Below are 24,434 nucleotides of genomic sequence, written 5' to 3' on the forward strand. Positions count from 1 at the left end.
CCATGGCACGCGCGCGGCACGCCAACCGGCTCGACCTGTGGATGAACGGCATCCCGGTCGGCCATTGGGAAACCGGCGCCGGCGGCGACCGGCTGGTCTATCGCGAAGACTGGATCGCCGACCCGCAGGGACGCCCGCTGTCCTTGTCGCTGCCGTTCACGCCGGGCAACCAGCCGCATCGCGGCGCCGCCGTGACCAACTATTTCGACAACCTGCTGCCCGACAGCGATGCCATCCGGCGCCGGATCGCGGCGCGCTACCGGGCCGGCGGCACCGACGCCTTCGCGCTGCTGGCCAGGGTGGGACGTGACTGCGTCGGCGCCATCCAGATGCTGCCGCCCGGCGAAGCGCCAGAAGCGCTGCAGACGGTCAGCGGCCGCGCGCTCAGCGAAGACGAGATCGCGACGCTGCTGCACGAAACCACGTCGGCCCCGGTGCTCGGCCAGCGCGAGCCCATCGACGACCTGCGGCTGTCGATCGCCGGCGCGCAGGAGAAGACCGCGCTGCTGCGCTGGCGCGGACAATGGCAGCTGCCCCAGGGCAGCACGCCGACCACGCATATCTTCAAGCTGCCGCTCGGGCTGGTGGGCAATATGCGCGCGGACATGCGCACCTCGGTGGAAAACGAATGGCTGTGCGCGCAGATCGTGGCGGCCTATGGCCTGCCGGTGGCGCAGTGCGAGATCGCCCGCTTTGCCGGCACCAAGGCGCTGGTGGTCGAACGCTTCGACCGCAGGCCGTCGAGCCGCGGCACCTGGCTGCTGCGGCTGCCGCAGGAAGACATGTGCCAGGCCACCGGCACCTCGGCGTTGCAGAAATACGAGTCCGACGGCGGCCCCGGCATCCGGCAGATTGCCGAGATCCTGTCCGGCTCGCGCGCGGCGCTGGCAGACCGCCGGCAATTCTTCATGGCGCAGATGGTGTTCTGGCTGCTGGCCGCAACCGACGGCCATGCCAAGAACTTCAGCATCAGCCACCTGCCCGGCAGCCAGTATGAGGCGACGCCGCTGTACGACGTGCTGTCGGCGCATCCGGTGACCGGCCGCGGCCGCAACCAGCTGGCGCCGCAGAAGGCGCGGCTGGCGATGGCGCTGCATGGCAGGAACAGCCACTACGCCATCCACGAAATCCGCCGGCGCCACTGGCTGGCACAGGGGCAGCGCATCGGCTTCGCGCCCGCCGAAGTGGATGACATGCTCGACTACGTGACCGCGCAGACCGCGCAGGTCATCGATACGGTTGCATCCGCGTTGCCGGCCGACTTCCCGCTGGATGTGGCCGACGCGATTTTCGACGGCATGCGCCGGCACAACCGGAAGCTGGCGGCGCGCACCGAGCCAGAGCTGTGAACGCGGGCGTTCGCCGGCACGAGGCTCGGCCAGATCAAAAAACCGGATGGGGAGATGGTGCCCATGGGCAGGATCGAACTGCCGACCTCTCCCTTACCAAGGGAGTGCTCTGCCACTGAGCCACATGGGCGTGTGTTCCGGCGTGGAACCACGCGGAACCGAATGGAGCGGGAGACGAGTCTCGAACTCGCGACCTCAACCTTGGCAAGGTTGCGCTCTACCAACTGAGCTACTCCCGCATGCTGGCTCCCCGACCTGGGCTCGAACCAGGGACCTGCGGATTAACAGTCCGTCGCTCTACCGACTGAGCTATCAGGGAACATATCGCCGTTCAGCGAAGCGCGAATTCTACAACATCATCGCGCGGTTTTGAAAGCCCTTTGAATGGCCCATTGATCGTCCCGTTGATCGTCCCGTCTTGAAAGCCCCTTCCGCGCTGAATCCCGGGGCCTGCGCCAGCGGGATCGCCGATAACGGCGACACAAAGGGCGATGCAAGATCGCCCGTCATGCCGGCAGCGCTACGCGTAGCTTTCCAGATTCCCCGCCATGGCGGCTTCGCCCCATGCCAGACCCGGCCGGATGCGATGCCCCAGATTCAGCTCGGCCACCTCGAGCGGCGGCACGGCGTACCGCTGCGGCTGCGGCGGCGCCTGGTGCGCTTCGTGCGCTTCAAGCTCGACGCAGTGCGCGAAGTCGCTCGCAGCCAGGCGCGTGCCGATGAACTGGCCGAAGGCATCGAGCTGAACCTGCGACGTCATGCCGGCGCTGCCGCCGATGGCGGGGCAGATGATCCACGTGGTTCCGTCCTTGTTGAACAGGTGCAGGCGCCTGGCCTGGTCCGCCGGCCGCAGTGCGTGCTCTTCGCCCGCGATGCCCTCCAGCGCAAAGGCTTCGAGGTATTCGTCGGTATGGCGGTGGCTCAGGCAGACCACCACCTTCGGACGCCAGCGCTCGCGCGTCCTGGCAATGAAGCGGAAGCGCTCGCCCTCCCGGCACAGCGCGACATAGCGCTTCTGCGGAATCAGTTCCGGCTGGCCGCGGAACGCCTTGGACCATGTGGTTCTGCCGTCGACATGCGCCGGCAGCGGAAACAGGCTCAGCCTGAATTCCGCGCCGCCCGGCGAGTACAGGTGGCTCCAGTAATAGTGTTCCCAGTCGTTGTCGCCGAGCCGCACCCCCAGCGCCTCGGCCCGCGCGGCCGCCATGATGCGCGCCACGCACTGGTGGCCGAACCACCTGGCCATGTCTTGTCGATGCTGCTGGCGGAACACGGCATCCCAGGCCGGTGGTGCCAGCTGCGGATTAAGCGGTGCGACGATAGGCTCCGACCACGCGGGGCTTTTGTCGCATATCCAGACGGCAGCCCCTGGATTGCCTCCTTCCATCCCGACGTAGGAGGCAAAATAACGGTCCAGTTCCTGACGCGTGAACATCCGTGAATGCTGCATTTTATCCCTTGCTGCTTGGTGGGACCCCCAATATTTAATGCCGCAGCATGCCGCCGCCGCAATGGGCGTACGTACTGCCGTGGTCATATGCAAATTCTTTATTTGTGCAGGAAAGCAGATGGACGAACGCGGAATGCCCCTCCCCCGAGCGGCATGCTGCCATCATTTTTTATAATGCCCTGGACTGCCCACCGGAATGAATGAAACAGGCGCGCGCCGGCATGCGGCGCCGCTTGCCAGGCGATCCGGTCACGGGGATTTCGAAAGCCGCTGCTGGCTCCGAGAAGGCGCGTTGCTCCCGGGCTTATTTAAACAGGTCGAATTTTGTTCATTATTTTACTTCCCCCAGGAAATACAAAATATTACAAATGTTTCGAACCTCGTAATAAAACGTGCACAGAACTGGCACACACGCCTTTCACAAAACGCACCATGCCGGTGCTGGTTCGACTGATTTAGGGCTCTATAGCCCTTTCTTGATTGAGATGATTTTATCCAATGCTTTCGGATATAGGAATTTCAATCTTCTAAGGTCTGAAATAAACGGTCTGCTGCGCTGCAATATATTCGGGGCGCGATTTTCCATCCCCTCGCCGGAGGGGATAAAAAACAACTGACGGATTACCGGATCCGGGCGGTGCTCAGAATCCCGAAAAGCGGATGCCGATCGAGCCGTAGCCGTAGTAGCGGTCCAGCTTGCCGGCGGTGGTCGCGTTGTAGAGGAACGGGATGGTGCCGACGAAGTTGTACAGCGACGCCTGGCCGCGCACGAACACCTCGACGTTCTTCGCCACCCCGTACGACAGCTCCAGCCCCAGCGTATGGTTGGAGCGGATCGGCGCGTTGCCGTAGGTCTCGGCGCGGCTGTCGACATTGCTGCGCAGCAGGTACTGGAACTGGTAGCCCAGGCGCGCCGCGAAGCGGTTGTACTTCCAGCGCCACGACGCGCCCAGGTTCAGGTAGCCGGCGGTGTAGTTGAAGTCGTCGTTGAAATCCAGGCCGAACTGGCTGGCGTTGACGGCAAACGAGGCCGACTGCAGGGTCACGTTGCCCACGTTGCAGGGCGCGGCGAGCTGGCCTTTGGCGAGATTGTCGGAACCGATGCCGACATTGAAATTGCAGTTGCCGCGCTGCAGCCGGGTATTGAGGCTGCCGACCGAGACCCGGCTGATGCCGAGCCCGACAAAGCCGGTAAGCTGGTTGCGCTCGCTCAGCTCGCCCGAGAAGATCACGTCGGCCTGGGCCTGGACATCGTTGGCGTTGTTGACGGTAAGGCTGTTGAAGGTGGTGTTGCGCACCATCACCGGCGACGAGCGCTCCAGGCTGCCGGCGTGGTCGCCCCACAGCGAGAAACGCAGCATGATGCGATCGCGCGCGCCGGCTTCGGCCAGCGGGTCATAGTGCATCGCCAGCATCCACGTGTCGATGTGGTTGCGGTCCTGCCCGTAGTCGATGCCGCGGCGCCAGTAGGTGGCCGATCCCGACCAGTGCGGCGAGAACTTGTAGCCCAGCATCAGCTTGCCGCCGCGGTAGTCGCCCGCGTTGTCCGACACCGGCCCCTGGCGCCCGCGCAGGTTGAACACATCGACGCTGCGGTTGACCATGTCGTAGCTGGCCTCGACCCGCACCGAGGTGAATTCGCCGGTGGCGGGCTCGGCTTGCATGAACACATCGTCCGGGGCGGCCCTGGCCGTACCGGCGGCACACAACCCCAGCATCAGGGCGCAGGCCTGGTCGAGCCGGCGCTTGCGAAACAGCTGCATAGGAAACTCCGAGGCCCCCGGGCGAGCCTCATGCGCGGCGCGTTCCGCGGAAAGCGCCGACGCAGACAGAACATGACCCGGCCACCCTGTGTTGCAGTCGCGCGGCACGCGTTGGGGTGACCGGGAGCCTGGCCTTCCCCGTCCTGGCGGAAGGCCCCTACTCCAGCGGCGCTACGCGCCGGTCACGGGTTGAGCGTGACCGTGGTCTTGAGGCCGTCGCCGACCACCATCTCGGCGTCGGTCTTGACCAGCGCCGTCTTGGCGAAGGCCACGTCGTTGTTGACCAGCATGCCGACGCGCACATCCCGGCCAGGCCGGCCGGTGGTGGTCGCGAACGTCACCGGGAAGGTGCTGGTCGCCCTGGGCGTGAGCGCGTCGACCTGCGCCTGGCTCAGCGCGCCGGAAGACCTGAGCTTGCCGAGGAAGGTCGTGAACGGCAGGTTGAGCGAGCCGCCGTTGGCGCTGGAGAACAGGCTGTCGGCGGCGGCGTTGGTCAGGCTTGCAGCGACCGACAGGTTGCCGCTGACACGGAACGAATACGCGGTGTTGGCCGGCACCACCGCATCGACCAGCTGCGAGCCGTTGAAGGTCAGCGTCACGTTCTCGATGATGACGTCGACCTGGTTGCCGTTATAGGTGTAGCTCAGGCCCGCGCGCACTTGCGTCGGTCCGCCGTTGAAGGCGTCGCCGTTCTGCGCCAGGCCCACCTGGATCGCATCGAGCGAGCCGCCGGTGGCGGTGATGGTGTCGGTGATCGGCTGCGTCACGCCGTTGATGGTCAGGTTCGACAGCACCAGCGAGTTCTTCAGCCGGACCGCGTCGGCCACGCTGTTGATCGCGCCCGCGTCGACCACGCCGCCGAGGTTGGCGGCGACCTGCTGGATCTCCGCGGCGCTGCCGCCCGAGACGGCGTCGCCGAGTTGCGCCAGCCCCGCCGCGTTGGCGGCATTGGTCAGTGCGCCGGCCGTGACCGCCTGCACCAGCGCCGTGGTCGTGTTGGACTGAGCGCTCTGCGTAACGACGTTGATCGACCCGCCCTCGACCAGCGCCGACAGGGTTTCGGTGGGGCTGCTGCTGACGTCGATCGCTTCCAGCGCGGTGTTGACGCTTGCCACCTCGCTGGCGATCACCGGCGCGGCCAGTGCGGCCACGTTGGCGGCGACCGCGCCGACGTTCGACTGCAGCGCGGCGGGCAGCCCGGCTTGCGCGTTCTGCACGGCGCTGGACACCACGCCCGCAACCAGCGCACCGCTGGCCAGGTCCGCCGTGCCCGATGCGCCCGCCACCGCGGTGGCGACCGCCTTCGACGCCGCCACGGCCGAATCCGCCGGCGTCAGCGTGCCGCCCTGGCCCAGGCCGGTCAGCGTCTTGGAAACGTGGTCGACCAGCTGCCGCACCACCACCGCCGCGCGCAGCGCGGCCGCATCCTGCATCGGGTCGAGCGTGGCCAGGTCCTTGCCCGCCAGGCCTAGCCCGGTTGTCAGCGGCGCGACCTGGCCCCCGCCCAGCTGCACCGCCAGCGTGGTCAGCGGCGACACCACCTGTCTCACGCCCTCGCGGAAATCGATCGCCGCGGCCTGCAGCACGCCGGCGAACGGCAGGCTGGTGCCGACGTCAGTGCCGCCGGTCACGCGCAGCGCGCTCTTGGTGCAGCCTGCCGGGAAGGTGAAGTCGCCGGTGGCGTTGGTGACCGCGGTCTTGTTCTCGCAGTCGGTGAAGGTGACGGTCGAGCCCGACAGGTAGAAGTCCACCGCCTTGCCGCTCACCGTGGCAGAGGGTTGGGACGGCTGGGACGGCGGGGGTGAGTCGTCGCCGCCGCCGCAAGCGACCAGCGTTGCCGCCGCGCTTGCCATGATGCCAAGGATGAAGATGTTCCGGGTTTTGCTTTGCACGCTGCTCTCCTGAGTTCAATACTTCGCTACGACGAAACATGGTGGGGAAGCCTGCGACGGTGAACCTGCCTCGCACAGTCTCCAGCGCCCTGCACTGCCTCTGCTGCCACGCGCGAAACCGCGAGCGGATGCCGCCGCAGCAGCTTGCCGATCGCGGCAGCACGCAGATAAACGCCTCCACCAATCCGTGTCACCCCTGCATCGCGGGGGAAAGTCAAAGCGCCGCCACCGCGGATGCCAGGGCCCGCACGCGGGCGCCGCTGACGCGCGCCGACGAGGCCTCATGGCAGGCTCACCGGCTCGCGCGCCACAGCCATGACGTGCCCGGAAAAATCGTCGGGCCGCAGCCAGCGCGCCAGGTACTGCCCCATCGCGTCGAGCAGCACGTCGGACATCATTCCGCCGGCGCCGGCCAGCGGCGGGCAGATCAGCCACGTGGTGCCGTCGCGCTCGAGCACGCGCAGCGTCTTGGGCTGGTCGGCGGGTTGCAGCACGTGGTCGCTGGCGCGCGCCTGCGCCAGCACGAAGGCCTGCGCGAAGTCGTCGGCGTGGCGCTCGCCCAGGCATACCACCACCTTCGGCTTCCAGCGCCGGCGGATCGCGTCGATAAAGGGAAAGCGCCGGCCTTCGCGGCACAGGTCGAGATAGCGCTGGCGCGGGAACAGCTCGGGCTGGCCGCGAAACGCCTTCGACCATGGCAGCTCGTCGGTCAGGCGCGCCGGCAGCGGGAACAGGCTGAGCTTGAACTCGGCGCCATGCGGCGCGTACAGGTGGTGGTCGAAGTAGTGCCGCCACTCCTGCTCGCCCATGGTGGTCCTGAAGACCCTGGCGCGCGCCGCCGCCATGATGCGCGCGATCTTCTGGTGCGATTGCCAGCGCTCCATGTGATGGCGGAACCTGTAGCGGTAAGCGGCATCCCACGCGGTGGGCCGCGCATGCGGAACCAGCGGCCCCGACAGCGGCGCCACGCCGGGATGCGGAGCGCTGTCGCAGAACCAGACCGCTGCGCCTGGATTGCCGCCTTCCATCCCTACGTACGACGCGAAATACGCATCCAGCTGTTCGCGCGTGAATACCGTATGTGGCTCTGTGTTCTTTCTCATTCCTCTACCGCGATGGAGTGAAGGATGCCCAGACGCTGAGCCGCATCCGCATTACCGGCGCCTCGCAAAAACCGGCGCTGCCGAAGCCGCTCGCCAACGCTTTTTATTCTCACCCCCGCAGCGAGGGGTGCGCTGCCCTGTCGTTTCCCTCCTTGCGCGGGGTAACGGCGAAACGCGAATGGCGGCATTTTCGCGCGCGAAAAAACGCGCGCAAGTCGATCACGTCCCCCACCGATCGCCATGCACGCGCCTGCGCAGCACTGCTTCAGACCGCTGCGGAGTTTCCCTTCTGATGAAGGGTACCGACGCTTTTGGCCGCGCCGCACTATTCGCTCCTGAAAACACGGAGCACGCCGGCACCGTCAGCGCGCCGGCAGAAAGAGAGCGTTGCGATTCCATGCACGGCCCCTCGACGAGGCGGCCCGTGGCCGGTCATCCGCTGACCACGGCCACGCCATGGAAGCAGCTGCCGCAAGGCGGCCGCGCACGACTCTGCCTGATCACGTCATGAGCCTGCACAGCCAGATGCAGGCCATGCGACGAGCCGGTCCGCCACGTCGCGCGGAGCGGGAGTTCGGAGGAGACAACAAGGGCGTGGGCACTCGCTTGAGCGCCCATTACTCAACGCTTCTGGGAGAAGCAATTGGGTATCTATCGCGATATGTTTGCCAGGCACCATGATCAGCTCGCGCTGATGGCTCGCCTGCTCGACGCCGGCGCCATCTGGGTGGCGGCAATCCTGGCCAGTGAAGTGCGGTTCGATACCGCGCAGGCGCCAATCCACCAGTTCATCCAGTACTTTGCCTGTGCCATTGCCTTCATCGTGCTGCCAGGCTTCGACGTGTACACGTCGTGGCGCGGGCGCAGCCTGTTCTCGCTCGCCGCGCGGCTGTTGTCGGCATGGAGCCTGGTCTGGCTGGTCAGCCTGCTGCTGACCTACCTGCTGCACCAGACCGACTCGCTGTCGCGCTTGTGGATGGTCTACTGGTACGTGTTCTCGCTGGTGGCGCTGGTGGCGCTGCGCGTGGCCAGCCGTGCCGCGCTCAACCTGCTGCGTGTCGCCGGCGCCAACAACAAGCGCGTGATCATCGTCGGCTTCGGCCGCACCGGCCAGGAGATGTACCGCCGCGCCACCGCCAGCCACACCACCGGCTACAAGATCAGCGGCATCTATGCCGCCGAAGGCGAACCCACGCCCGAAGGACGCCGCCGCATCGACGACAGCGCCGACATCGCCGCGTTCGCGCGCGAGCACGGCATTGCCGAGATCTGGCTGACGCTGCCGATGAGCGAGCACCGGCTGATGCAGGAAATCGCCTTCTCGCTGCGCAACGACTTCATCGACATCAAGTGGATGCCGAGCGTGCTCGACTTCGACCTGCTCAACCACAACGTCGGCAATTTCCTCGGCATGCCCGCGGTGGAGATGAACAAGCCGCCTTCGCTGGGCGTGCGCGGCACCATCAAGGCCATCTTCGACCGCGCCTTCGCCGCGCTGGTGCTGGTTTCGCTGTCGCCGCTGTTCCTGCTGATCGCGGTGCTGATCAAGCGCGACTCGCCCGGACCGGTGTTCTTCAAGCAGGAGCGGCTGGGCATGGACGGGCGCGTCATCCACGTCTACAAGTTCCGCAGCATGAAGGTGCATAGCGAGCACGGCGCCGTCACCCAGGCCAGGAAGGGCGACAGCCGCGTCACGCCGATCGGCGCCTTCCTGCGGCGCACCAGCCTGGACGAGCTGCCGCAGTTCATCAACGTGCTGAAGGGCGAGATGAGCGTGGTGGGTCCGCGCCCGCACGCCATGGCGCACAACAACATGTACAAGGAGCAGCTCGACTTCTACATGCTGCGCCACCGCGTCAAGCCGGGCATCACCGGGTGGGCGCAGATCAACGGCTATCGCGGCGAGACCGACACGCTGGACAAGATGGCCAAGCGGGTCGAGCACGACATCTTCTACATCCGCAACTGGTCGTTCTGGCTCGACCTTCGCATCATTTTCTGGACCGCGTTCCGCGGCTGGATGGGCAGCAACGCCTACTGAGCCACGCCCGCCCACTCCGCATCCGCAACCGCTACCCCATCGAATCCGCAAGCCAATGATCAAAGTCCTGCACGTGACCGAGTGCCTGGGCGGTGTCGAGACCTACCTGCACCTGCTCGCCTCCCATATCAACGACGAGCACATCAGCTTCCACTTCGCGCTGCCGAAGCAGTGCTCGGTCTCGGCGGTTGCCGATGCGCGCAACTTCGGCGTCAGCTACCTGCCGATCCCGCGCAAGCTCGATCCGCTCAACGACCTGAAGGCGGCGCTCAGCCTGCGCGCGCTGGTCAGGCGCGTGGCGCCGCAGATCGTCCACCTGCACAGCTCCAAGGCGGGGCTGGTGGGCCGGCTGGCCTGCATCGGGCTGGACGTGCGCGTGGTCTACACCCCGCACGCCTACTATTACCTGGGCCTGCGCGGCATCAAGCGGCGCGTGTTCCTGATGGCGGAGCGCTTCCTGCACCGCCTGACCGATGCGGTGCTGGCCACCTCGCCGTCGGAGCGCGACCGCGCCATCCATGACGTCGGCCTGCCGCGCGAACGCGCGCATGCCATCCTGAACGCGGTCGAGCCCCGCTCCGTGCCGGGCGAACGGCAGCTGGGCGCCGGCGTCAAGCGCGTGATCATGGTGGCGCGGATCAGCCCGCAGAAGAACATCCCGATGTTCCTGGACGTGGCCAGGCTGTTCCAGGGCCGCCAGGACATAGAGTTCATGCTGGTGGGCTACGGCCACTACGACAACGACCGCGCCACGCTCGATGCCATGCTGCAGGAACGCGGGCTGGTCGAGGGCCGGGACATCACCGCGATCGCGTGGATGAGCCGCTCCGAGCTGCAGGAACTGCTGGCGCATGCCGCGGTGGTGGTGCTGACCTCGCACTACGAGAGCTTCGGCTACGTGCTGGCCGAAGCCAATGCGCTGGCGATCCCGGTGGTCGGCACCGACGTCGACGGCATCAAGGACATCATCGTCGATGGCAGCAACGGCTTTATCGTGCCGGTCGACGACGCCCCTTCCATGGCCAGTTCGATCGAAGCCATCGTCGGCGATGCCACGCTGTGGCAAACCATGTCCGAGCACGCCGTGAGCCGCGCCAAGTCCGAGTTCAATATCGTGACGCAGGCGAGGAAGTTCGAGTCGTTCTACTCGAGCGCCGCGCTGGCCTAGCACGGCATCGGCCGCGCTGGTCAGGGCGGCGCCTTGCCGCCGGACCAGCTGGCCAGCAGCATCGCCTCATCGGCGAGTCTTGCGCTGTCCTCCGCGCTGTCCCGCAGCAGCGCCGCGCACGGCAGCGCCTTCTCCGCGGTGCCCAGCACCCTCACCGTGCAGCCATCCGCCGCTTGCGCCAGCGCTTCACGCAACAGCGTGCGCCCTTGCGGCCCCCAATAGATGCGATGGGCCACGCCGCCCTTGCGCAGCGACAGCACGAAGCTGTCCTGGCGCTGGCGCCAGTGCGCGTCCTGCGCCCCGGCCAGCACGCCCAGCAGGTCGCGCAGCATGGCGATGACCGGCTTCTCCGAGCCATCGTTCCTCAGCAAGCCGAAGTTGGCCTCGCGGTCCCACCGCGCCTGGCCGCGGTCGCGCCATGCATAGATGCCCAGCATCGGCACTTGCGCCATCACGCCCGCGAGCACCTGCCTGGCGATGAGCGTCGCCTGCGTGGCTTCGCTGCGCACCGGCAGGTACGAGGCATAGCCCCATTCGCTGACAATCAGTTGCGCGCCCGGGCGCGGCGAGTTGCGGATGCGCTCGCTCAGTTGCCGGTAGTCGCGCAGCAGCGTCTCGGGTATGGCGCGGTACGGATGGATGCTGAGTCCCTTGATGCAGCCCAGGCGCGGATCGGTCAGCAGGCGCGACAAGGACTGTTCGCCCGCGGGATTCTCCGGTTTCGGCAGCCGCGCCAGGCCGAACAGGTACACCGATGGTTGCGGCGCCGTGCCGGCTTGCGCCAGCGCGTCGCAAATCTTGCCGGCGCTGGAGATCAGGCGCGAGATCGGTACCGAGGGATGCAGGAAGGTCTTGTTGTCGGGCTCGTTCCAGATCTCGTACGACAGGTCCGGCCCCGCGTTGCGCCGCATGAAATCGGCCGCGAACGCGGCGAACTTCGCTTCGCTGGCATCGCTGCCACCATCCTTGCCGTCATCGCCCCAGATATACCGCCCGCCATACAGCGTCACCAGCATGTGCAGGCCGGCCTGGCGCGCCTGCGCAATGACCTGCGCGTAGCGCTGCGGCGGCAGGTGCCCGCGCACCACCTCGGGCCGCACGCCGAAACGCACATGCGAGAAACCCAGGCGCCGGATCTCCGCCAGATCGCGGGCCGACACCGTGGCGGGATCGATCTGCACGGCAAACGCGGGCATCGACGCAATCCGGCCAGAGGCCTGCGCGGCTTCGGCATGCGCCGGCCGCCCGGGCAGCCAGCCCGACACCGCCACCAGCGCTGCCAACGCCAGCGCCCGCGCAGCGGCGCGCGGCGCCGCTGCGCTATGCGGCGCCATGCCTGCGCAGTACGCCCATGGCGAGCGCACCGGTCTGGAACAGCGCGATGACGACGAACGACACCAGCATCACCTGCGCCGCGACGAGGTAGTCGAGCCGCGGATAGCGCCATGCCCCCAGCGCGACGCCGGCCAGCAGGCCGACGCCCGCGGCAACGAAGATGGCGCGCGCCATGCCGAAGGACTTCAGCAAGGTGCGCAGGCACATCACCACCGCAAACACGATCGGAAACAGCGAAAAGAAGCGCACGTCGAGATCTCCATAGGCCGCGCCGAACAGCATGACCACGAGCTGGTCGCCGAACAGAAGCAGCAGCACGCTCAGCGCGCCGGACAGCACCACGCCGCCCAGCACGAACCCGGCTGCGTTGCGGACCAGCGTCAGCGTGTCGTCCTGCCTGAACGACGCCGCGAACCTTGGCATCAGGTGGTAGCCCAGCGCCATCAGGACATATTGGGCCGGCAGCAGCACCGTCAGCAGGATGCGGAACTTGGCCGACTCCGCAAAATGCCCGAGCGAGCCGAGCAGCACCACCAGCCCCGGCCCGACCAGCCAGCTCATCAGCTGCGCGCTGGCCGAGCTGGCCCCGAAGCCCAGCCACTGGCGCGGCGAGTCGGGCCGGCCCGGGACGATCTCGATGCGCCCGCGGCGGCGCAGCGTGGCGGCGGCCACCAGCGTGGGCAGCAGGATCGCGGCGGCGAGCATCAGCATCGCCGCCGGCGCCGGCTGCGTGCCGGCGGCCAGCCCGATCATGGCCACGCCGGCGCCGACCAGCGTGTGGCAGACCAGCAGCCCGGCATAGCCGCGCGCCTTCGCGCCCACGGTCCTGAGCACCCAGTAGGCGGTATAGCTGGCGAACAGCACCGCGGCCGCCGCACACGCCGATGTGCTCAGGCCATGCCCGTACAGGTAGAGGATCGAGCCGGCCGCAACGGGGAATACCGTCAGCACCGCGACTTCGACCGAGAAGCGCACGCGCAGCCGGATCCCCTCGATCAGCGCCGGCTCGTGCAGGAACGCGACATAGAAGATGTTGATAAACACCACCAGCGACAGCACCACCGCCACCAGCCCATAGCCGGCCACGTCCATCGAGCGCGCCAGCGCCACGTTGATGCCGAACTGGACCGCCGTATACGCGGCCTGCTCGAACACCGCGCCCAGCGCCGACAGCATGCGGCGCATTATGGCGTCCCCTCGAGCGAAGGCGCGGCCTTCAGCGGCGCCGGCGTGGCCGGCACTGCCGGCTTCTGGCTGAACAGCTGCGCCAGGCCCTGGGTAATCTCGCGGCCCAGCCGCGCCGAACGCTTGAACTGCGCCGCGCCCAGCGAGCGCGCGCAGGCCAGCCTTTCGATCACGTCGTCGGCGCTGGCGCTCTGCCGCACCGCGAAATCGCCGCGCCCGCTCAGCTTGAAGAACGACGCGACCTTGGTGTCCCAGACTATGCCGACCGAAGGCACGCCGAAGCTGAAGGCGATGATGTTGGCGTGCATCCGATGCCCGACCATGCTGTGGCAGCCGGCGATGATTGACGCCAGCTCCGCCGGGGTGTCGGGCAGCCTGACATCCACGCCGATCAGTCCCTCCGCGCCCAGCCGGCTGCTGACCGCGGCCGCGGCAAGGTTGTCTTCCTCCGCGCCGTTGGTGAACAGCACCACGCGCTGTCCGCCCTGCCGCAGCTTGTGCACCAGCTCCACGAACATGCCCAGCCCCCCGCCCTGCTCCGATCCGGCGCCGAGGTCAGCGTTGTAGTGCAGCGATTCGACGTCCGAGACGCAGATGCCGACGTCCCAGCGCTTCTCCACCCCGTACTCCGCATACAGCGCCGAACTCAGGATGGCCGGATCGGGAATGATGGCGACGTCGCAGGCCTCGCCCGCGCCAAGGCCGACGATATGGCGCCGCGAGCTTTCATCGCGGACCGAGACGTATTGCGGTGCCGCCAGCGCGAAGAAGCGCGACACCAGGTAGCGCCCCAGGCGCGACCAGCCGGCCGCCACGCCCACCGACACCAGCGCGACCCGCGCGTTCTTGCCGAGGCAGCGGGCAAGCAGGTAGAGCTTGAGCGGGAAGTTCAGGTCCACGTCGCACAGCAACTGGCCGCCGCCGACCACCACCATATCCGCATCGGCGAGTTGCTGCTGCCAGCGGGCGCGCCATTGCCGCCGGTATTTCAGCCAGATCGCAGCGGTCAGCACCGGCACCCGGGCCCAGCCCGGCAGCCGCGAGAACAGCCGCATCAGGCGTCCCTTCTTCAGCGAGTTCTCCCCCAGGCGGGTGCGCCCGGCAATGTCCAGGTAGCTGACCCGGCAATCCGGCACGGCCTGGCGGATCAGGTGGCCCAGCGTTTCGGCGATCACCGCATCGCCGAGGTTGTCACTGTACGGCACCGCGCATATGACGACGTGCTTCATCTTGTTTGGCCGGCAAGGCAGTTAGCAAAGGGATGAGAAACAAGCTGACCGAGGTGAGATGGCGAACATAGCTGCCCAGGTCCGGCTCGAAGATAAACTGCACCAGGATATGCGCAACGACCAGCGTGGCGAACCAGCGGCGCTTGCGCTCGTCTTCGCTCACCGCCGGCGTACCCGACAAGCCGCGCAGCGCCACGCGCAGGATTGCCGCGTGCATCAGCATCATGGCCAGATCGACCGGCGCGCGGAAGCTGATCACCGGCAGCACGAACATGACCGCAGCGTACAGGTAGTTGATGAGGAAGTTCACACCGGACGTGGGCGGATACAGGTTCCAGATCATGGTGCGGTTGTCGCTGCCGATGCTCAACGCATAGTTGTTCGAGATATCGCGCGGCGACTGCAGGATGTACAGGATCTCGGACGGCGCCACCAGGATCGCGCCCAGCACGCAGGCCAGCACCAGCGCCTTCCACGCCGGCGACAGCCGCGCCGACACACGGATGCCAAGCGCCAGCACCAGGATCATCGCGTAGTAGTTGCGGATGAAGAGCGCGTAGCACCCATACAGCACCATGGTCATCACGACCAGCCCGCGCCACGACACGCCGCGCGCCATCCCGGCCATGACCAGCACGATCGACATCGCGATCACCACGGTCTCCTTGCCGGGCGACAGCAGGTTCAGCAGCATGCAGGGCAGCACGAACAGCCAGCGCGTGGCCAGGTCGCGCAGGCTCGCCACGCGGCTCGACGCCATCGCCACGTAGGCCACGCCGACCGTGGCGGTGACCACGTTCACATACTCCGCCCCGAACACCGAAAACACCCTGGCGGTCGCGGCGAACGAATCGTCAAGGTCGGTCGAGCCGCTGACCAGGAATTCCAGCATCTTGTTGGAATCGGTGACCCATTTTTCCGGCAGCGCGTCGCGGCCGAAGAAATAGACCGTCAGGTACAGCAGGCTCAGCACCAGGCTGGCCACGGTGGCCAGCCCGCGCTCGGCCAGGATCCAGTCGCGGTCCAGTCGCGCGGCGTGCATGGCTTACGCCTTCTCGCTCTGCGAGTAGCCGTAGTAGGCATAGCGGTAGCGCCCGTACTTGGAGCCGTAGCCGTAGCGGAACGCGTTGGGATCGAGGCCGTTGAAGATCACGCCCTTCACGCTGACCTTCACTTGCCCCAGCTGCTTGGCACACTCCGAGATCTCGCCGATCGAGCTCTTGGCGAAGCGCGTGACCAGGAACACCGTGCCGCAACGCTCGGCCAGGATCGCGGCATCGGCGACGGCCAGCACCGGCGGGGAATCGATCATCACCATGTCATAGCGCGCGCTGAGGTCTTCCAGCAACCGCACCATGCGCTCCTTCAGCATCAGCTCGGCGGGATTGGGCGGGATCGTGCCGGTGCCGATAAAGTCCAGTCCCTGCACCACGTCGCGGTGGATCACGTCTTCCAGCGCCAGCTTGCCGGCCAGCACGTCCGACAAGCCCGGCTCGCGGTCCTTGCCGAAGTACTGGTTCAGGTAGCCCTTGCGCATGTCGGCGTCGACCAGCAGCACGCGCTTGCCGCCCGACGCCATCAACGCGGCCAGGTTGACCGAGACGAAGGACTTGCCCACGCCCGCCGTTGCACCGGTCAGCAGCACGCGGTTGTTGGGCGCGTCCAGCATGGCGAACTGCAGCGAGGTGCGCAGGCTGCGCAGGCTTTCCACCGAAGGCTCGTTGGGGAAGCGGTCGGCCAGCAGGTAGTGGCCGCGCTTGCGCGCCTGGATGTCCTTGCTGAAGGTAAGCTGGTGCTCGGACTGGGGCACGGTGGCATAGACGTTGAGGCCGGTATGTTCCTCGATGTCCTTGGGATCGGTAATGCCGCCATAGAGCGCGTTGCGGACAAAGGCGACCACCGCCCCGGCGAGCACGCCCAGCACCGCGGCCAGCACGATCACCAGCGCCTTCTTCGGCTTGACCGGCTCTTCCGGAACCGGCGAGCTGTCCACCAGGCGCACGCTGCCGACCTTGCCCGCCTTCACCAGCTTGAGCTGCTGCATATTGTTCAGCATGCCGACATAGAGGTCGTTGTTGACCTGGACGTCGCGCATCAGCCGCACGGTGTCCTGCTCCAGGTTGGGCAGGGTCTTGACCCGGCCGGCGACCGTTCCCGCCTTGGCGGCAAGCGCGGCAATCTGCTTGTCGACCGCCTGCATCGACGGGTGGCCGGGCGCGAAGCGCGTCACCAGCTCGGCGCGCTTCTGCTTCAGTTCCAGCAGCGAGGTTTCCGCGGTCACGCTCTCCTGCAGGAAGGCCTTGCCTTCTTCGCTGAGGTTGAAGGTGCCGCGCTCGTTGCGCATGGCGTTGTACTTCACTTCGGCGCGTTCGAGTTCGCCCTTCAGCTGCGGCAGCAGGTTGTTGAGGAACAGCAGCGATTTTTCCGCCTCGGCGGCCTTGCGGTTGATGTTCTGCGCCACGTACTCGTCGCCGATCTCGTTCAGGATCGCCGCGGTAAGCCTGGCGTCGTTGCCTTCCAGCGAGGCCCCGATCACGCCGCTCTGCTTGCCCTTCTCCGCGATATTCAGCTGCTGCTGCAGCTGCTCCAGCGTCTTCAGCCGCGACTGGCGCACCAGGTTGAAGGCAACGCCGGGCTTGGCCTTCAGCGCCGTCACCAGCAGCCGGATCTCGCCGACCGCATGATGGGCCTCGATGGCTTCGCCGACGCGGCCGACGATGGGCTTGTCGAGGCTGCCCTGCTCGAGCCGGTAGCGGCCATCGCCCAGGCTCACCAGCACGAAGGTCTCGCCCTGCAGCATCTCCGGCACGTCGAAGGTCGGCACCTCGATCGCTTCCGCGCCCCAGGCATAGCCGCCCATGCCGAACAGGCCGGGCTCGGACAGCCCCTTCGACTGGCTGGCGATCCACGGTCCGACCAGCGGAAAGTACTTGGGCTTGGCATCGATGTAGAGCCGCAGGTTGTCGACCGCCTTGCCGACCACCATGCGCGAGCGCAGGATCTCGATTTCCGCGGTCGCCTGCGTCTTGACGTCGAACAGCGAAGAGACGTCGCCCAGCAGGCCGTTGGGGCTGTTCTGGCTGTCCTCGACCTGCACCAGGATGTTGGCCTCGTACACCGGGCGCGCCAGGAACGCGTAGGCAACCCCAAGCGCCAGGATGGAAAAGGCGATGGCCGCGATCAGCCAGCGGTTCGACACCAGCACGTCCAGGTAGCGAACGACGGCGATCTCGTCCGACTGGGCCGGCGCCGCGACGGGAAGATAAGTGGACTGGTTCATGGCAGGCAGCACAGTATCGGTTTAACCCAGGGCCCGGATGCGCGGCACCCAGGACTCCACGCCGCGCTGGATCAGCTGCAGCGCGTTCTCGAATGCCGCACGCGGCTGGCGGTAAGGGTCTGGCACATCGAACTTGTCCAGCTCGCCCAGGCGGAACACGCGTCCGGTGGTGGCCGGATGCAGCCGCCGGATTTCCTGCCGCTGCGCGCCGTCCATCACCAGGATCAGGTCCGCGCGCCGGATCAGCACGGGATTGAGCTGCTGGGCCCGGTGCCCGGAAATGTCCACGCCCTGGCGGCTCATCAGATCCACCGCATGCGGATCCGCCGCGTGCCCGGCGAGCGCGCCCAGGCCGGCCGACACCACCTCGCCCTCGGGCAGCGCCTGCCTGAGCAGGCCCTGTGCCATCGGGCTGCGGCAGATATTGCCGATGCAGACCACGAGTACGGTCTTGATCATTTGACTGCGTTCGCCGTGGAGGTGAAGAAATTCCCGCTCGGCACCAGCTGGTTGATCACGCGGCTCCAGCGCACCACGCCCGCGGCATCGACATAGACCACGTCGCGCGGCTTGAGCTCGAACGCCTCGGCCAGCGCAAACGAGACCGGCGACTTGCCGTCGAGGTGGAACACCTCGGCCTGCCCGTCGGCGGCCTTGCGGATCACGTACAGTTCCTTGGCGTTGGCGGAATTGGGGTTCAGGCCGCCGGCCTCGCCGATCGCTTCGCTGAGCGTGAGCCGGCCGTTGCGCGGCATCACCGGCGTCGGCCGCACGACCTCGCCGGTCACGAAGACCTTGCTGTCCTCGCGCTGCTCCACGCGCACGATATCGCCGTTGCGCAGCAGGATGCGCGCCGGGTCGATGCCTTGCTGCAGCAAACCCGGCAGGCTGACGTAATAGGTCTTGCCCTCGCGCGAGATGCGGATGCGGCTGTTGTCGCCGGTCAGCACATTGATGCCGCCGGCGCGGTTGAGCGCCTCGACCAGCGTCATCGGCACGTCGTCGATATTCTGCGGGCCCGGCGTCTTGACCTCGCCGTCGAGGTACACACGCTTGCTGCGAAACGCCAGCACGCGCACGGTGACCTGCGGCATCGTCACCACCGGCTTGAGCTGGGTGCTGAGCTGCCCACGGATCTGGTCCGGCGTCTGGCCGAGCACCTTGAGCACGCCGGCATAGGGAAACTGGATGGTCCCCGCCGGACTGACCACGTAGCCGGGAATGTTGGCCGCACCGCTGTAGCTGGGGATCTCGTAGGCAGCGCCGATCGAGTAGGTCTGCGTGGGGAATACCAGTTCCGGGTGGTCCCACACCACGATCGAGAGAATGTCGCCGATGCCCACGGTATAAGGCCCGGGCTCGCCGAACAACGCTTCGACGCCGGCGTTCACGGGCGGCGTGGCGGCCTTCAGCGTACGCACCAGCGCCGGCGTGATCTGCGTGACTTTGGGCACCGACTCCGGGTCCTCCGGATCCAGCGGGCGCTGCGGGTCGAAACGCATGCCCGGCGCCAGCGCGCACGATGCCAGCAACGGAACGATCCCCAGGCACATGGCGGCCCTGCCAAACCTCAAGCTGCTTGAAAGCTTTAGCACTCTCGATGATTCCCTTGTTTGCAAGAAGACCCGCATGGCCCGCCGCCACCCTGCCGCAGCGCGCAGCGCGCAGCGGTGACTCCGCTGGTTCGACATGGCACCCGGGGTGCCTGTCCGCTTGTTTGCATGGCCGCGGAACTGAACCTGGCGGTGTTGACTGGTTGTGCCCGGCGCGCTGGGCGCGCTCTTTTCTGCACTGCGTCATCCGCAAATGACCGGCGAAGTTTATGGCTCGCGGGACTACATCTTCAAGGCGCGGCCGGCGTTTTTACCAAGTTTCCGATCCCCCCATCGGAGTGGAAACGAATTCCGTCCCAACGCGTGAGGGGTACCGCGGGTGGTGCGACGCAGCACAATCGCGGGTGGCACCCCGTGCCGACTTAAGGGTGTAGGCGATTGATTCCCTGTTGCGCCTACACCCTCTTTCTTTGCCGCGGACGAACGGTCGACCATCGCCGCAATCGGCTCGATCGCCGCCATCGCCCCGAGCTTTGCCGAACCTTTGAAGGGAACCACTGAAATGACAAGTCGCGTTAGCAAGGCCGTCTTCCCGGTCGCAGGCCTGGGCACCCGCTTCCTGCCGGCCACCAAGGCCAGCCCCAAGGAAATGCTGCCGGTGGTGGACAAGCCGCTGATCCAGTACGCCGTGGAAGAAGCCATGGCCGCCGGCATTACCGAGATGATCTTCGTCACCGGCCGCTCCAAGCGCGCCATCGAAGACCATTTCGACAAGGCGTTCGAGCTCGAGGTGGAACTCGAAGCCAAGAACAAACGCGCCCTGCTCGACGTGGTGCGCTCGATCAAGCCGGCCAACGTCGAATGCTTCTACGTGCGCCAGTCCGAAGCGCTGGGCCTGGGCCACGCGGTGCTGTGCGCGGCCAAGCTGGTCGGCGACGCCCCGTTCGCGGTAATGCTGGCCGACGACCTGATCGACGGCACCCCGCCGGTGATGAAGCAGATGGTCGACGCCTACGACCACTACAACTGCTCGGTGCTGGGCGTCGAAGAGATTTCGCCGGAACAGAGCCGCTCCTACGGCGTGGTCGAGGGCCGCGAGTGGGCCGAGGGCGTGATCAAGGTCTCGGGCATCGTCGAAAAGCCCGCGCCGGAAGAAGCGCCGTCCAACCTCGGCGTGGTCGGCCGCTACATCCTGACCCCGCGCATCTTCGACCACCTGCGCGCACTGAAGCCCGGCGCCGGCGGCGAGTTCCAGCTGACCGATGCGATCCAGTCGCTGCTCAGCCAGGAACAGGTGCTGGCCTATCGCTACCACGGCACGCGCTATGACTGCGGCAGCAAGCTGGGCTACCTGAAGGCGACCGTCGAGTTCGCGCTGAAGCACCACGAGACCGGCGCGCATTTCCGCAGCTACCTCGAGCAGCGCGAGCCGCAGCTGCTGCACAGCCTGGCGGCCTGACGATCGCCGGCAACGCGCCCTCTCCGCCCCTCAAAGGCCAACGTAAAGCCACCACAAGGCAGCCGCCACATGATCGACTGGATCCACCTGGGAAAGGCCTTCTTTCTCGGCCTGCTCGAGGGCCTGACGGAATTCCTGCCCGTTTCGAGCACCGGGCACCTGATCCTGGTCGGCGACTGGATCGACTTCACCTCGCACGAGGCGCGCGTGTTCGACGTGGTGATCCAGCTCGGCGCGATCCTCGCGGTGTGCTGGCTGTACCGTGCCAAGATCGCGGACCTGTGCGACGGCGTGGTGCGGCGCGATCCCGACGCGCTGCGCTTCGCCACCGCGGTACTGGTCGCCTTCCTGCCCGCCGCGCTCATCGGCGCGCTGTTCATCGGCCCGATCAAGCACCACCTGTTCGATCCCGCCGTGGTCGCCGCCGCGCTGATCGCGGGCGGGCTGGTCATCCTGTGGGTCGAGCGGCGCAGCGCCGTGCCGCGCATCCACGCCATCGAAGACTTCGGCTGGAAGCAGGCCATCGGCATCGGCTTCGCGCAATGCGTGGCGATGATTCCCGGCACCTCGCGCTCGGGCGCCACCATCGTCGGCGGCATGCTGTCCGGCGTGTCGCGGCAGGCGGCGACCGAATTCTCCTTCTTCCTCGCCATCCCCACCATGCTGGGCGCCGCCAGCTACGACGCGATGCGGCACTACCACTTGCTCAGCATGCAGGACATCTGGTCCATTGTCGCCGGCTTTACCGCCGCGTTCATCTCCGCGCTCTTCGTCGTCAACGCGCTGGTGCGGCTGGTGGCGCGGCATTCGCTGCGGGTGTTTGCGTGGTATCGGATTGCGCTGGGGGTGGTGATCGGGGTGGCAAGTGTGATGGCCTGACCGTGGGCCATTCCCTTAAGCATCGACCCCACTAGAACCTGGGCGACCCTGCCACGTGGCATCGCCGGGGGCGCCGGCGGGTCCTTCGCCGTGTGCAAATGCCAGTGCTTCGCCTACAAAGCGAGATCGAAAACGCGTCCTTTGGCAAGAGGCTCGCATTTCTATTTCTTTTAGTCGCTGTTGAATCTTTTTTAGACCAACAGCGTCATGTGGAGTCTGCCGTGCTTTGCCGCTACACTGGCCCAGCCCGATTCCTGAAGCGTATAGCCTGCCGCAGTGCGCCGAGCCATCGAGAGCGGGTATAGGCTCTGGCGCCGCGCGGTCCGTCCGTGCAGTTCGTTCGTGCAGTTCGTTCGTGCAGTTCGTTCGTGCAGTTCGTTCGCGCAGTTCGTTCGCGCAGTTCGTTCGTTCTGAAGCATGCAAAGGAACCGCCGTCTACCCATGACCCGCTCTGTTTCGCTCAGCTTCCCCCGCGCTTCGCTGTGCGCCGTCGCGAGCCTGCTCGGCCTGTGCTGGTCGTGGCCGGCCAGCGCGCAGCCTGGCGCTGTCGCCCCCACGCCTGCCGCGACGCAGGTTGCCGCAATCGCGGATCCGGCAGGCACGGCGTCGGCCAGGGTCACCACGCGCGTCCTGACGCTGCGCCAGATGGGCGCCTACGGCCCCATCGCGCTGCGTGGCGTGGACCATGCGCGCCGGCTCGATGTCGGCGTGCGGCTCGATGAAGTGGTCACGGCTGCGAAGCTCAAGCTGGCCTTTACCTATTCGCCGGCGCTGGTGTTCCCGCTGTCGCATATCAAGCTGACGCTGAACGACGAAGTCATCGCCACGCTGCCGCTGGAAGAAAAGGAAGCCGGGCGCCTGGTCACGCGCGAGCTCGATATCGACCCGCGCTTCTTCACCGACTTCAACCACCTGCGCGTGCAGCTGATCGCGCACTACACGCTGGACCATTGCGAGGACCCGCTGCACTCAAGCCTGTGGGCCGACATCAGCCCGGCGACCACGCTTACGCTCAGTACCTCGCGCGTGACGCTGCCGGACAACCTGGCGCTGCTGCCGGCGCCGTTCTTCGACCGCCGCGACAACCGCCGCGTGACCGTGCCGTTCGTGCTGCCGGCCGGCGCCGACGGCGCGACGCTGCGCGCCGCCGGCGTGGCGGCATCCTGGCTGGGCGCGCTGGCCGCCTGGCGCGAGGCGCGCTTCCCGGTGACACGTACCGCGCCGGCCGGCAGCGACGCCATCGCCTTCGTCACGCCGCAAACCATCCCGGCGGGGCTGAACCTGCCGGCCATCTCCGGCCCTACCGTCAGCGTCATGCCGAACCCGGCCAGCCCGGAACGCAAGCTGCTTGTGTTGGCCGGCCGCAATGCGCAGGAACTGCAGACCGCCGTCAATGCGCTGGTGCTGGGCAAGGTGGCCTTGGCCGGCAACAGCGCGCGCGTCGAGTCGGTCGACATCGGCAAGCCGCGCCGGCCCTATGACGCGCCGGCATGGGCGCCGACCGACCGCCCGGTGCTGTTCCGCGAACTGGTGCCGGACCCGCAGGACCTGCAGGTCGCCGGCAGCAACCCGAACCCGATCCGCGTCAACCTGCGCGTGCCGGCGGACCTGTACGACTGGACCCGCAGCAACGTGCCGCTGAACCTGCGCTACCGCTACACCGCGCCGCCCACCTACAACGACTCGGTCCTGAGCATCGACATCAACGACCAGCTGGTGCGCTCCTACCGCCTGCGCCCGCTGGCCAGCACCGACGACCACAACGTGGTCAGCGTACCGCTGCTGTCGGGCACCACCGCGTCGGTGGCGCAGCGGGTCGGCATCCCGGCGTTCCGCGTCGGCAGCAACAACCAGATGCAGTTCCAGTTCCATATCGATTCGCAGAAGACCGGGCTGTGCACGTCCACCGCGACCGACGTGGCGCGCGCGGCGATCGACCCGGACTCGACCATCGACTTCAGCCGCTTCTCGCACTACACCGGGCTGCCCAACCTGGCGTTCTTTGCCAACAGCGGCTATCCCTTCACCCGGCTGGCCGACCTCGCCGACACGGCCGTGGTCGTTCCCGACCAGCCCACCGCGATGGACCAGGAAGCGCTGCTGTCGCTGCTGGGCCATATGGGCAAGTGGACGGGCCTGCCGTCGCTGCGCGTGAGCGTGGTGCCGACGGCAAGGATCGACAGCGTGCGCGACCATAACCTGCTGCTGATCGGCACCGGCAGCGGCGCCGCCACGCTGGAAAAATGGGGCAAGTCGCTGCCGCTGCTGCTCGCGCGCGGCAAGACCGAGATCGCGCTGCGCGACCAGCGCAGCGGGGTCTGGTCGAACTGGCTGGCCGGCGTGCGCGAAGACCCGGTCACGCCGGTCGGGCGCGCCATCCTGTCCGCCGATGGCCCGGTGGCGGCACTGGTCGGCTTCGAGTCGCCGCTGGCCGACGGCCATACCGTGGTCGCGCTGACCGCCACCGAAGACCGCCACGTGGCCGACGTGCTCGACGCGCTGGAAAACCCCGGCAAGGTGGCGCAGATGCGCGGCGACCTGACCATGATCCGGCAGGACCAGGTCGATGGCCTGCGCCTGGGCCAGCGCTATTACGTCGGCGACCTGCCGTGGTACGCGCGCGTCTGGGTGCGGGTCTCGGCGTTCCCCAGCCTGCTGGCGATCGGCGGGCTGCTGGCCGGGCTGGTGGTCGCGCTGTCGCTGTTCTGGACGCTGAGCAGGCTGGCGGCGCGGCGCCGCGGGAGCTGA

The 24,434-nt window shown here is 67.1% G+C and carries 18 protein-coding genes and 3 tRNA genes; 7 read left to right on the top strand and 14 right to left on the bottom strand.

Translation table 11 applies throughout. The features are described from left to right. Positions 1 to 2 precede the first annotated feature (2 nt). The gene (locus CBM2594_RS09040; RefSeq protein WP_198048117.1) at positions 3 to 1,349 is read left to right on the top strand and encodes a type II toxin-antitoxin system HipA family toxin; all 1,347 of its coding nucleotides are present in this window, start codon (positions 3 to 5) and stop codon (positions 1,347 to 1,349) included. 55 nt (positions 1,350 to 1,404) lie between these two features. Here CBM2594_RS09040 and CBM2594_RS09045 read toward each other — a convergent pair. The 7 genes from CBM2594_RS09045 to CBM2594_RS09075 all read right to left on the bottom strand — a co-directional run bounded on the left by CBM2594_RS09045 (position 1,405) and on the right by CBM2594_RS09075 (position 7,557). After that, positions 1,405 to 1,479 (bottom strand) — tRNA-Thr (locus tag CBM2594_RS09045). A gap of 33 nt (positions 1,480 to 1,512) precedes the next feature. Beyond that, positions 1,513 to 1,588 (bottom strand) — tRNA-Gly (locus CBM2594_RS09050). 4 nt (positions 1,589 to 1,592) lie between these two features. Further along, a tRNA-Asn gene (locus tag CBM2594_RS09055) sits at positions 1,593 to 1,668 on the bottom strand. A gap of 201 nt (positions 1,669 to 1,869) precedes the next feature. Further along, positions 1,870 to 2,886, bottom strand: a complete 1,017-nt coding sequence (locus CBM2594_RS09060; RefSeq protein ID WP_232346589.1) for a transcriptional regulator — start codon at positions 2,884 to 2,886, stop codon at positions 1,870 to 1,872. Positions 2,887 to 3,440: 554 nt separating this feature from the next. Further along, positions 3,441 to 4,562 carry a hypothetical protein gene (locus CBM2594_RS09065; RefSeq protein WP_116356544.1) on the bottom strand — a complete coding sequence of 374 codons (1,122 nt, stop codon included), beginning with the start codon at positions 4,560 to 4,562 and terminating at the stop codon, positions 3,441 to 3,443. A gap of 182 nt (positions 4,563 to 4,744) precedes the next feature. Further along, positions 4,745 to 6,454: a hypothetical protein gene (locus CBM2594_RS09070; protein ID WP_116356545.1), complete on the bottom strand. Its 1,710-nt coding sequence runs from the start codon at positions 6,452 to 6,454 to the stop codon at positions 4,745 to 4,747. Positions 6,455 to 6,735: 281 nt separating this feature from the next. Next, the gene (locus CBM2594_RS09075) at positions 6,736 to 7,557 is read right to left on the bottom strand and encodes a transcriptional regulator (RefSeq protein WP_116356546.1); all 822 of its coding nucleotides are present in this window, start codon (positions 7,555 to 7,557) and stop codon (positions 6,736 to 6,738) included. Positions 7,558 to 7,574: 17 nt separating this feature from the next. On the opposite strand from CBM2594_RS09075, the gene CBM2594_RS09080 reads away from it, so the two are divergent. From CBM2594_RS09080 to CBM2594_RS09090, 3 genes are all read left to right on the top strand, one after another. Continuing rightward, positions 7,575 to 7,850 carry a hypothetical protein gene (locus CBM2594_RS09080; protein WP_147310418.1) on the top strand — a complete coding sequence of 92 codons (276 nt, stop codon included), beginning with the start codon at positions 7,575 to 7,577 and terminating at the stop codon, positions 7,848 to 7,850. 368 nt (positions 7,851 to 8,218) lie between these two features. Further along, on the top strand, positions 8,219 to 9,598 hold the full coding sequence (locus tag CBM2594_RS09085; protein ID WP_116356547.1) for an undecaprenyl-phosphate glucose phosphotransferase: 1,380 nt from the start codon (positions 8,219 to 8,221) through the stop codon (positions 9,596 to 9,598). 55 nt (positions 9,599 to 9,653) lie between these two features. After that, the gene (locus CBM2594_RS09090; RefSeq protein WP_116356548.1) at positions 9,654 to 10,766 is read left to right on the top strand and encodes a glycosyltransferase; all 1,113 of its coding nucleotides are present in this window, start codon (positions 9,654 to 9,656) and stop codon (positions 10,764 to 10,766) included. Between the two features lie 20 nt (positions 10,767 to 10,786). On the opposite strand, the gene CBM2594_RS09095 is transcribed toward CBM2594_RS09090, so the two are convergent. Genes CBM2594_RS09095 through CBM2594_RS09125 form a run of 7 tightly spaced genes read right to left on the bottom strand, consistent with a single transcriptional unit; the run spans position 10,787 to position 19,390 of the window. Beyond that, the gene (locus CBM2594_RS09095) at positions 10,787 to 12,100 is read right to left on the bottom strand and encodes a hypothetical protein (protein WP_116356549.1); all 1,314 of its coding nucleotides are present in this window, start codon (positions 12,098 to 12,100) and stop codon (positions 10,787 to 10,789) included. Then, positions 12,087 to 13,286 (bottom strand): lipopolysaccharide biosynthesis protein, encoded by a 1,200-nt coding sequence (locus CBM2594_RS09100; protein ID WP_116356550.1) that lies wholly within the window; start codon positions 13,284 to 13,286, stop codon positions 12,087 to 12,089. Before CBM2594_RS09100 ends, CBM2594_RS09095 begins: the two co-directional genes overlap by 14 nt. Next, the gene (locus CBM2594_RS09105; protein ID WP_116356551.1) at positions 13,286 to 14,515 is read right to left on the bottom strand and encodes a polysaccharide pyruvyl transferase family protein; all 1,230 of its coding nucleotides are present in this window, start codon (positions 14,513 to 14,515) and stop codon (positions 13,286 to 13,288) included. Before CBM2594_RS09105 ends, CBM2594_RS09100 begins: the two co-directional genes overlap by 1 nt. Further along, positions 14,478 to 15,557, bottom strand: a complete 1,080-nt coding sequence (locus tag CBM2594_RS09110) for a hypothetical protein (RefSeq protein ID WP_116356552.1) — start codon at positions 15,555 to 15,557, stop codon at positions 14,478 to 14,480. Before CBM2594_RS09110 ends, CBM2594_RS09105 begins: the two co-directional genes overlap by 38 nt. Before the next feature lie 3 nt (positions 15,558 to 15,560). After that, positions 15,561 to 17,795 carry a polysaccharide biosynthesis tyrosine autokinase gene (locus tag CBM2594_RS09115; RefSeq protein ID WP_116356553.1) on the bottom strand — a complete coding sequence of 745 codons (2,235 nt, stop codon included), beginning with the start codon at positions 17,793 to 17,795 and terminating at the stop codon, positions 15,561 to 15,563. A 21-nt stretch (positions 17,796 to 17,816) separates the two neighbouring features. Next, positions 17,817 to 18,254: a low molecular weight protein-tyrosine-phosphatase gene (locus CBM2594_RS09120; RefSeq protein WP_116356554.1), complete on the bottom strand. Its 438-nt coding sequence runs from the start codon at positions 18,252 to 18,254 to the stop codon at positions 17,817 to 17,819. Further along, a complete protein-coding gene (locus tag CBM2594_RS09125; protein WP_116356555.1) occupies positions 18,251 to 19,390 on the bottom strand; it encodes a polysaccharide biosynthesis/export family protein in 1,140 nt (379 codons plus the stop codon). Before CBM2594_RS09125 ends, CBM2594_RS09120 begins: the two co-directional genes overlap by 4 nt. A 520-nt stretch (positions 19,391 to 19,910) precedes the next feature. Here CBM2594_RS09125 and galU point away from each other — a divergent pair. From galU to bcsB, 3 genes are all read left to right on the top strand, one after another. Beyond that, entirely contained in the window at positions 19,911 to 20,807 is an 897-nt protein-coding gene (gene galU / locus CBM2594_RS09130) for a UTP--glucose-1-phosphate uridylyltransferase GalU (RefSeq protein ID WP_116356556.1), read from the top strand. Between the two features lie 69 nt (positions 20,808 to 20,876). After that, positions 20,877 to 21,686, top strand: coding sequence for an undecaprenyl-diphosphate phosphatase (locus CBM2594_RS09135; protein ID WP_116356557.1), 810 nt, complete (start codon positions 20,877 to 20,879; stop codon positions 21,684 to 21,686). 441 nt (positions 21,687 to 22,127) lie between these two features. Then, positions 22,128 to 24,434, top strand: a complete 2,307-nt coding sequence (bcsB, locus tag CBM2594_RS09140; RefSeq protein WP_116356558.1) for a cellulose biosynthesis cyclic di-GMP-binding regulatory protein BcsB — start codon at positions 22,128 to 22,130, stop codon at positions 24,432 to 24,434.

The organism is Cupriavidus taiwanensis, from assembly GCF_900249755.1.
Taxonomy (GTDB): Bacteria; Pseudomonadota; Gammaproteobacteria; order Burkholderiales; family Burkholderiaceae; genus Cupriavidus; species Cupriavidus taiwanensis_D.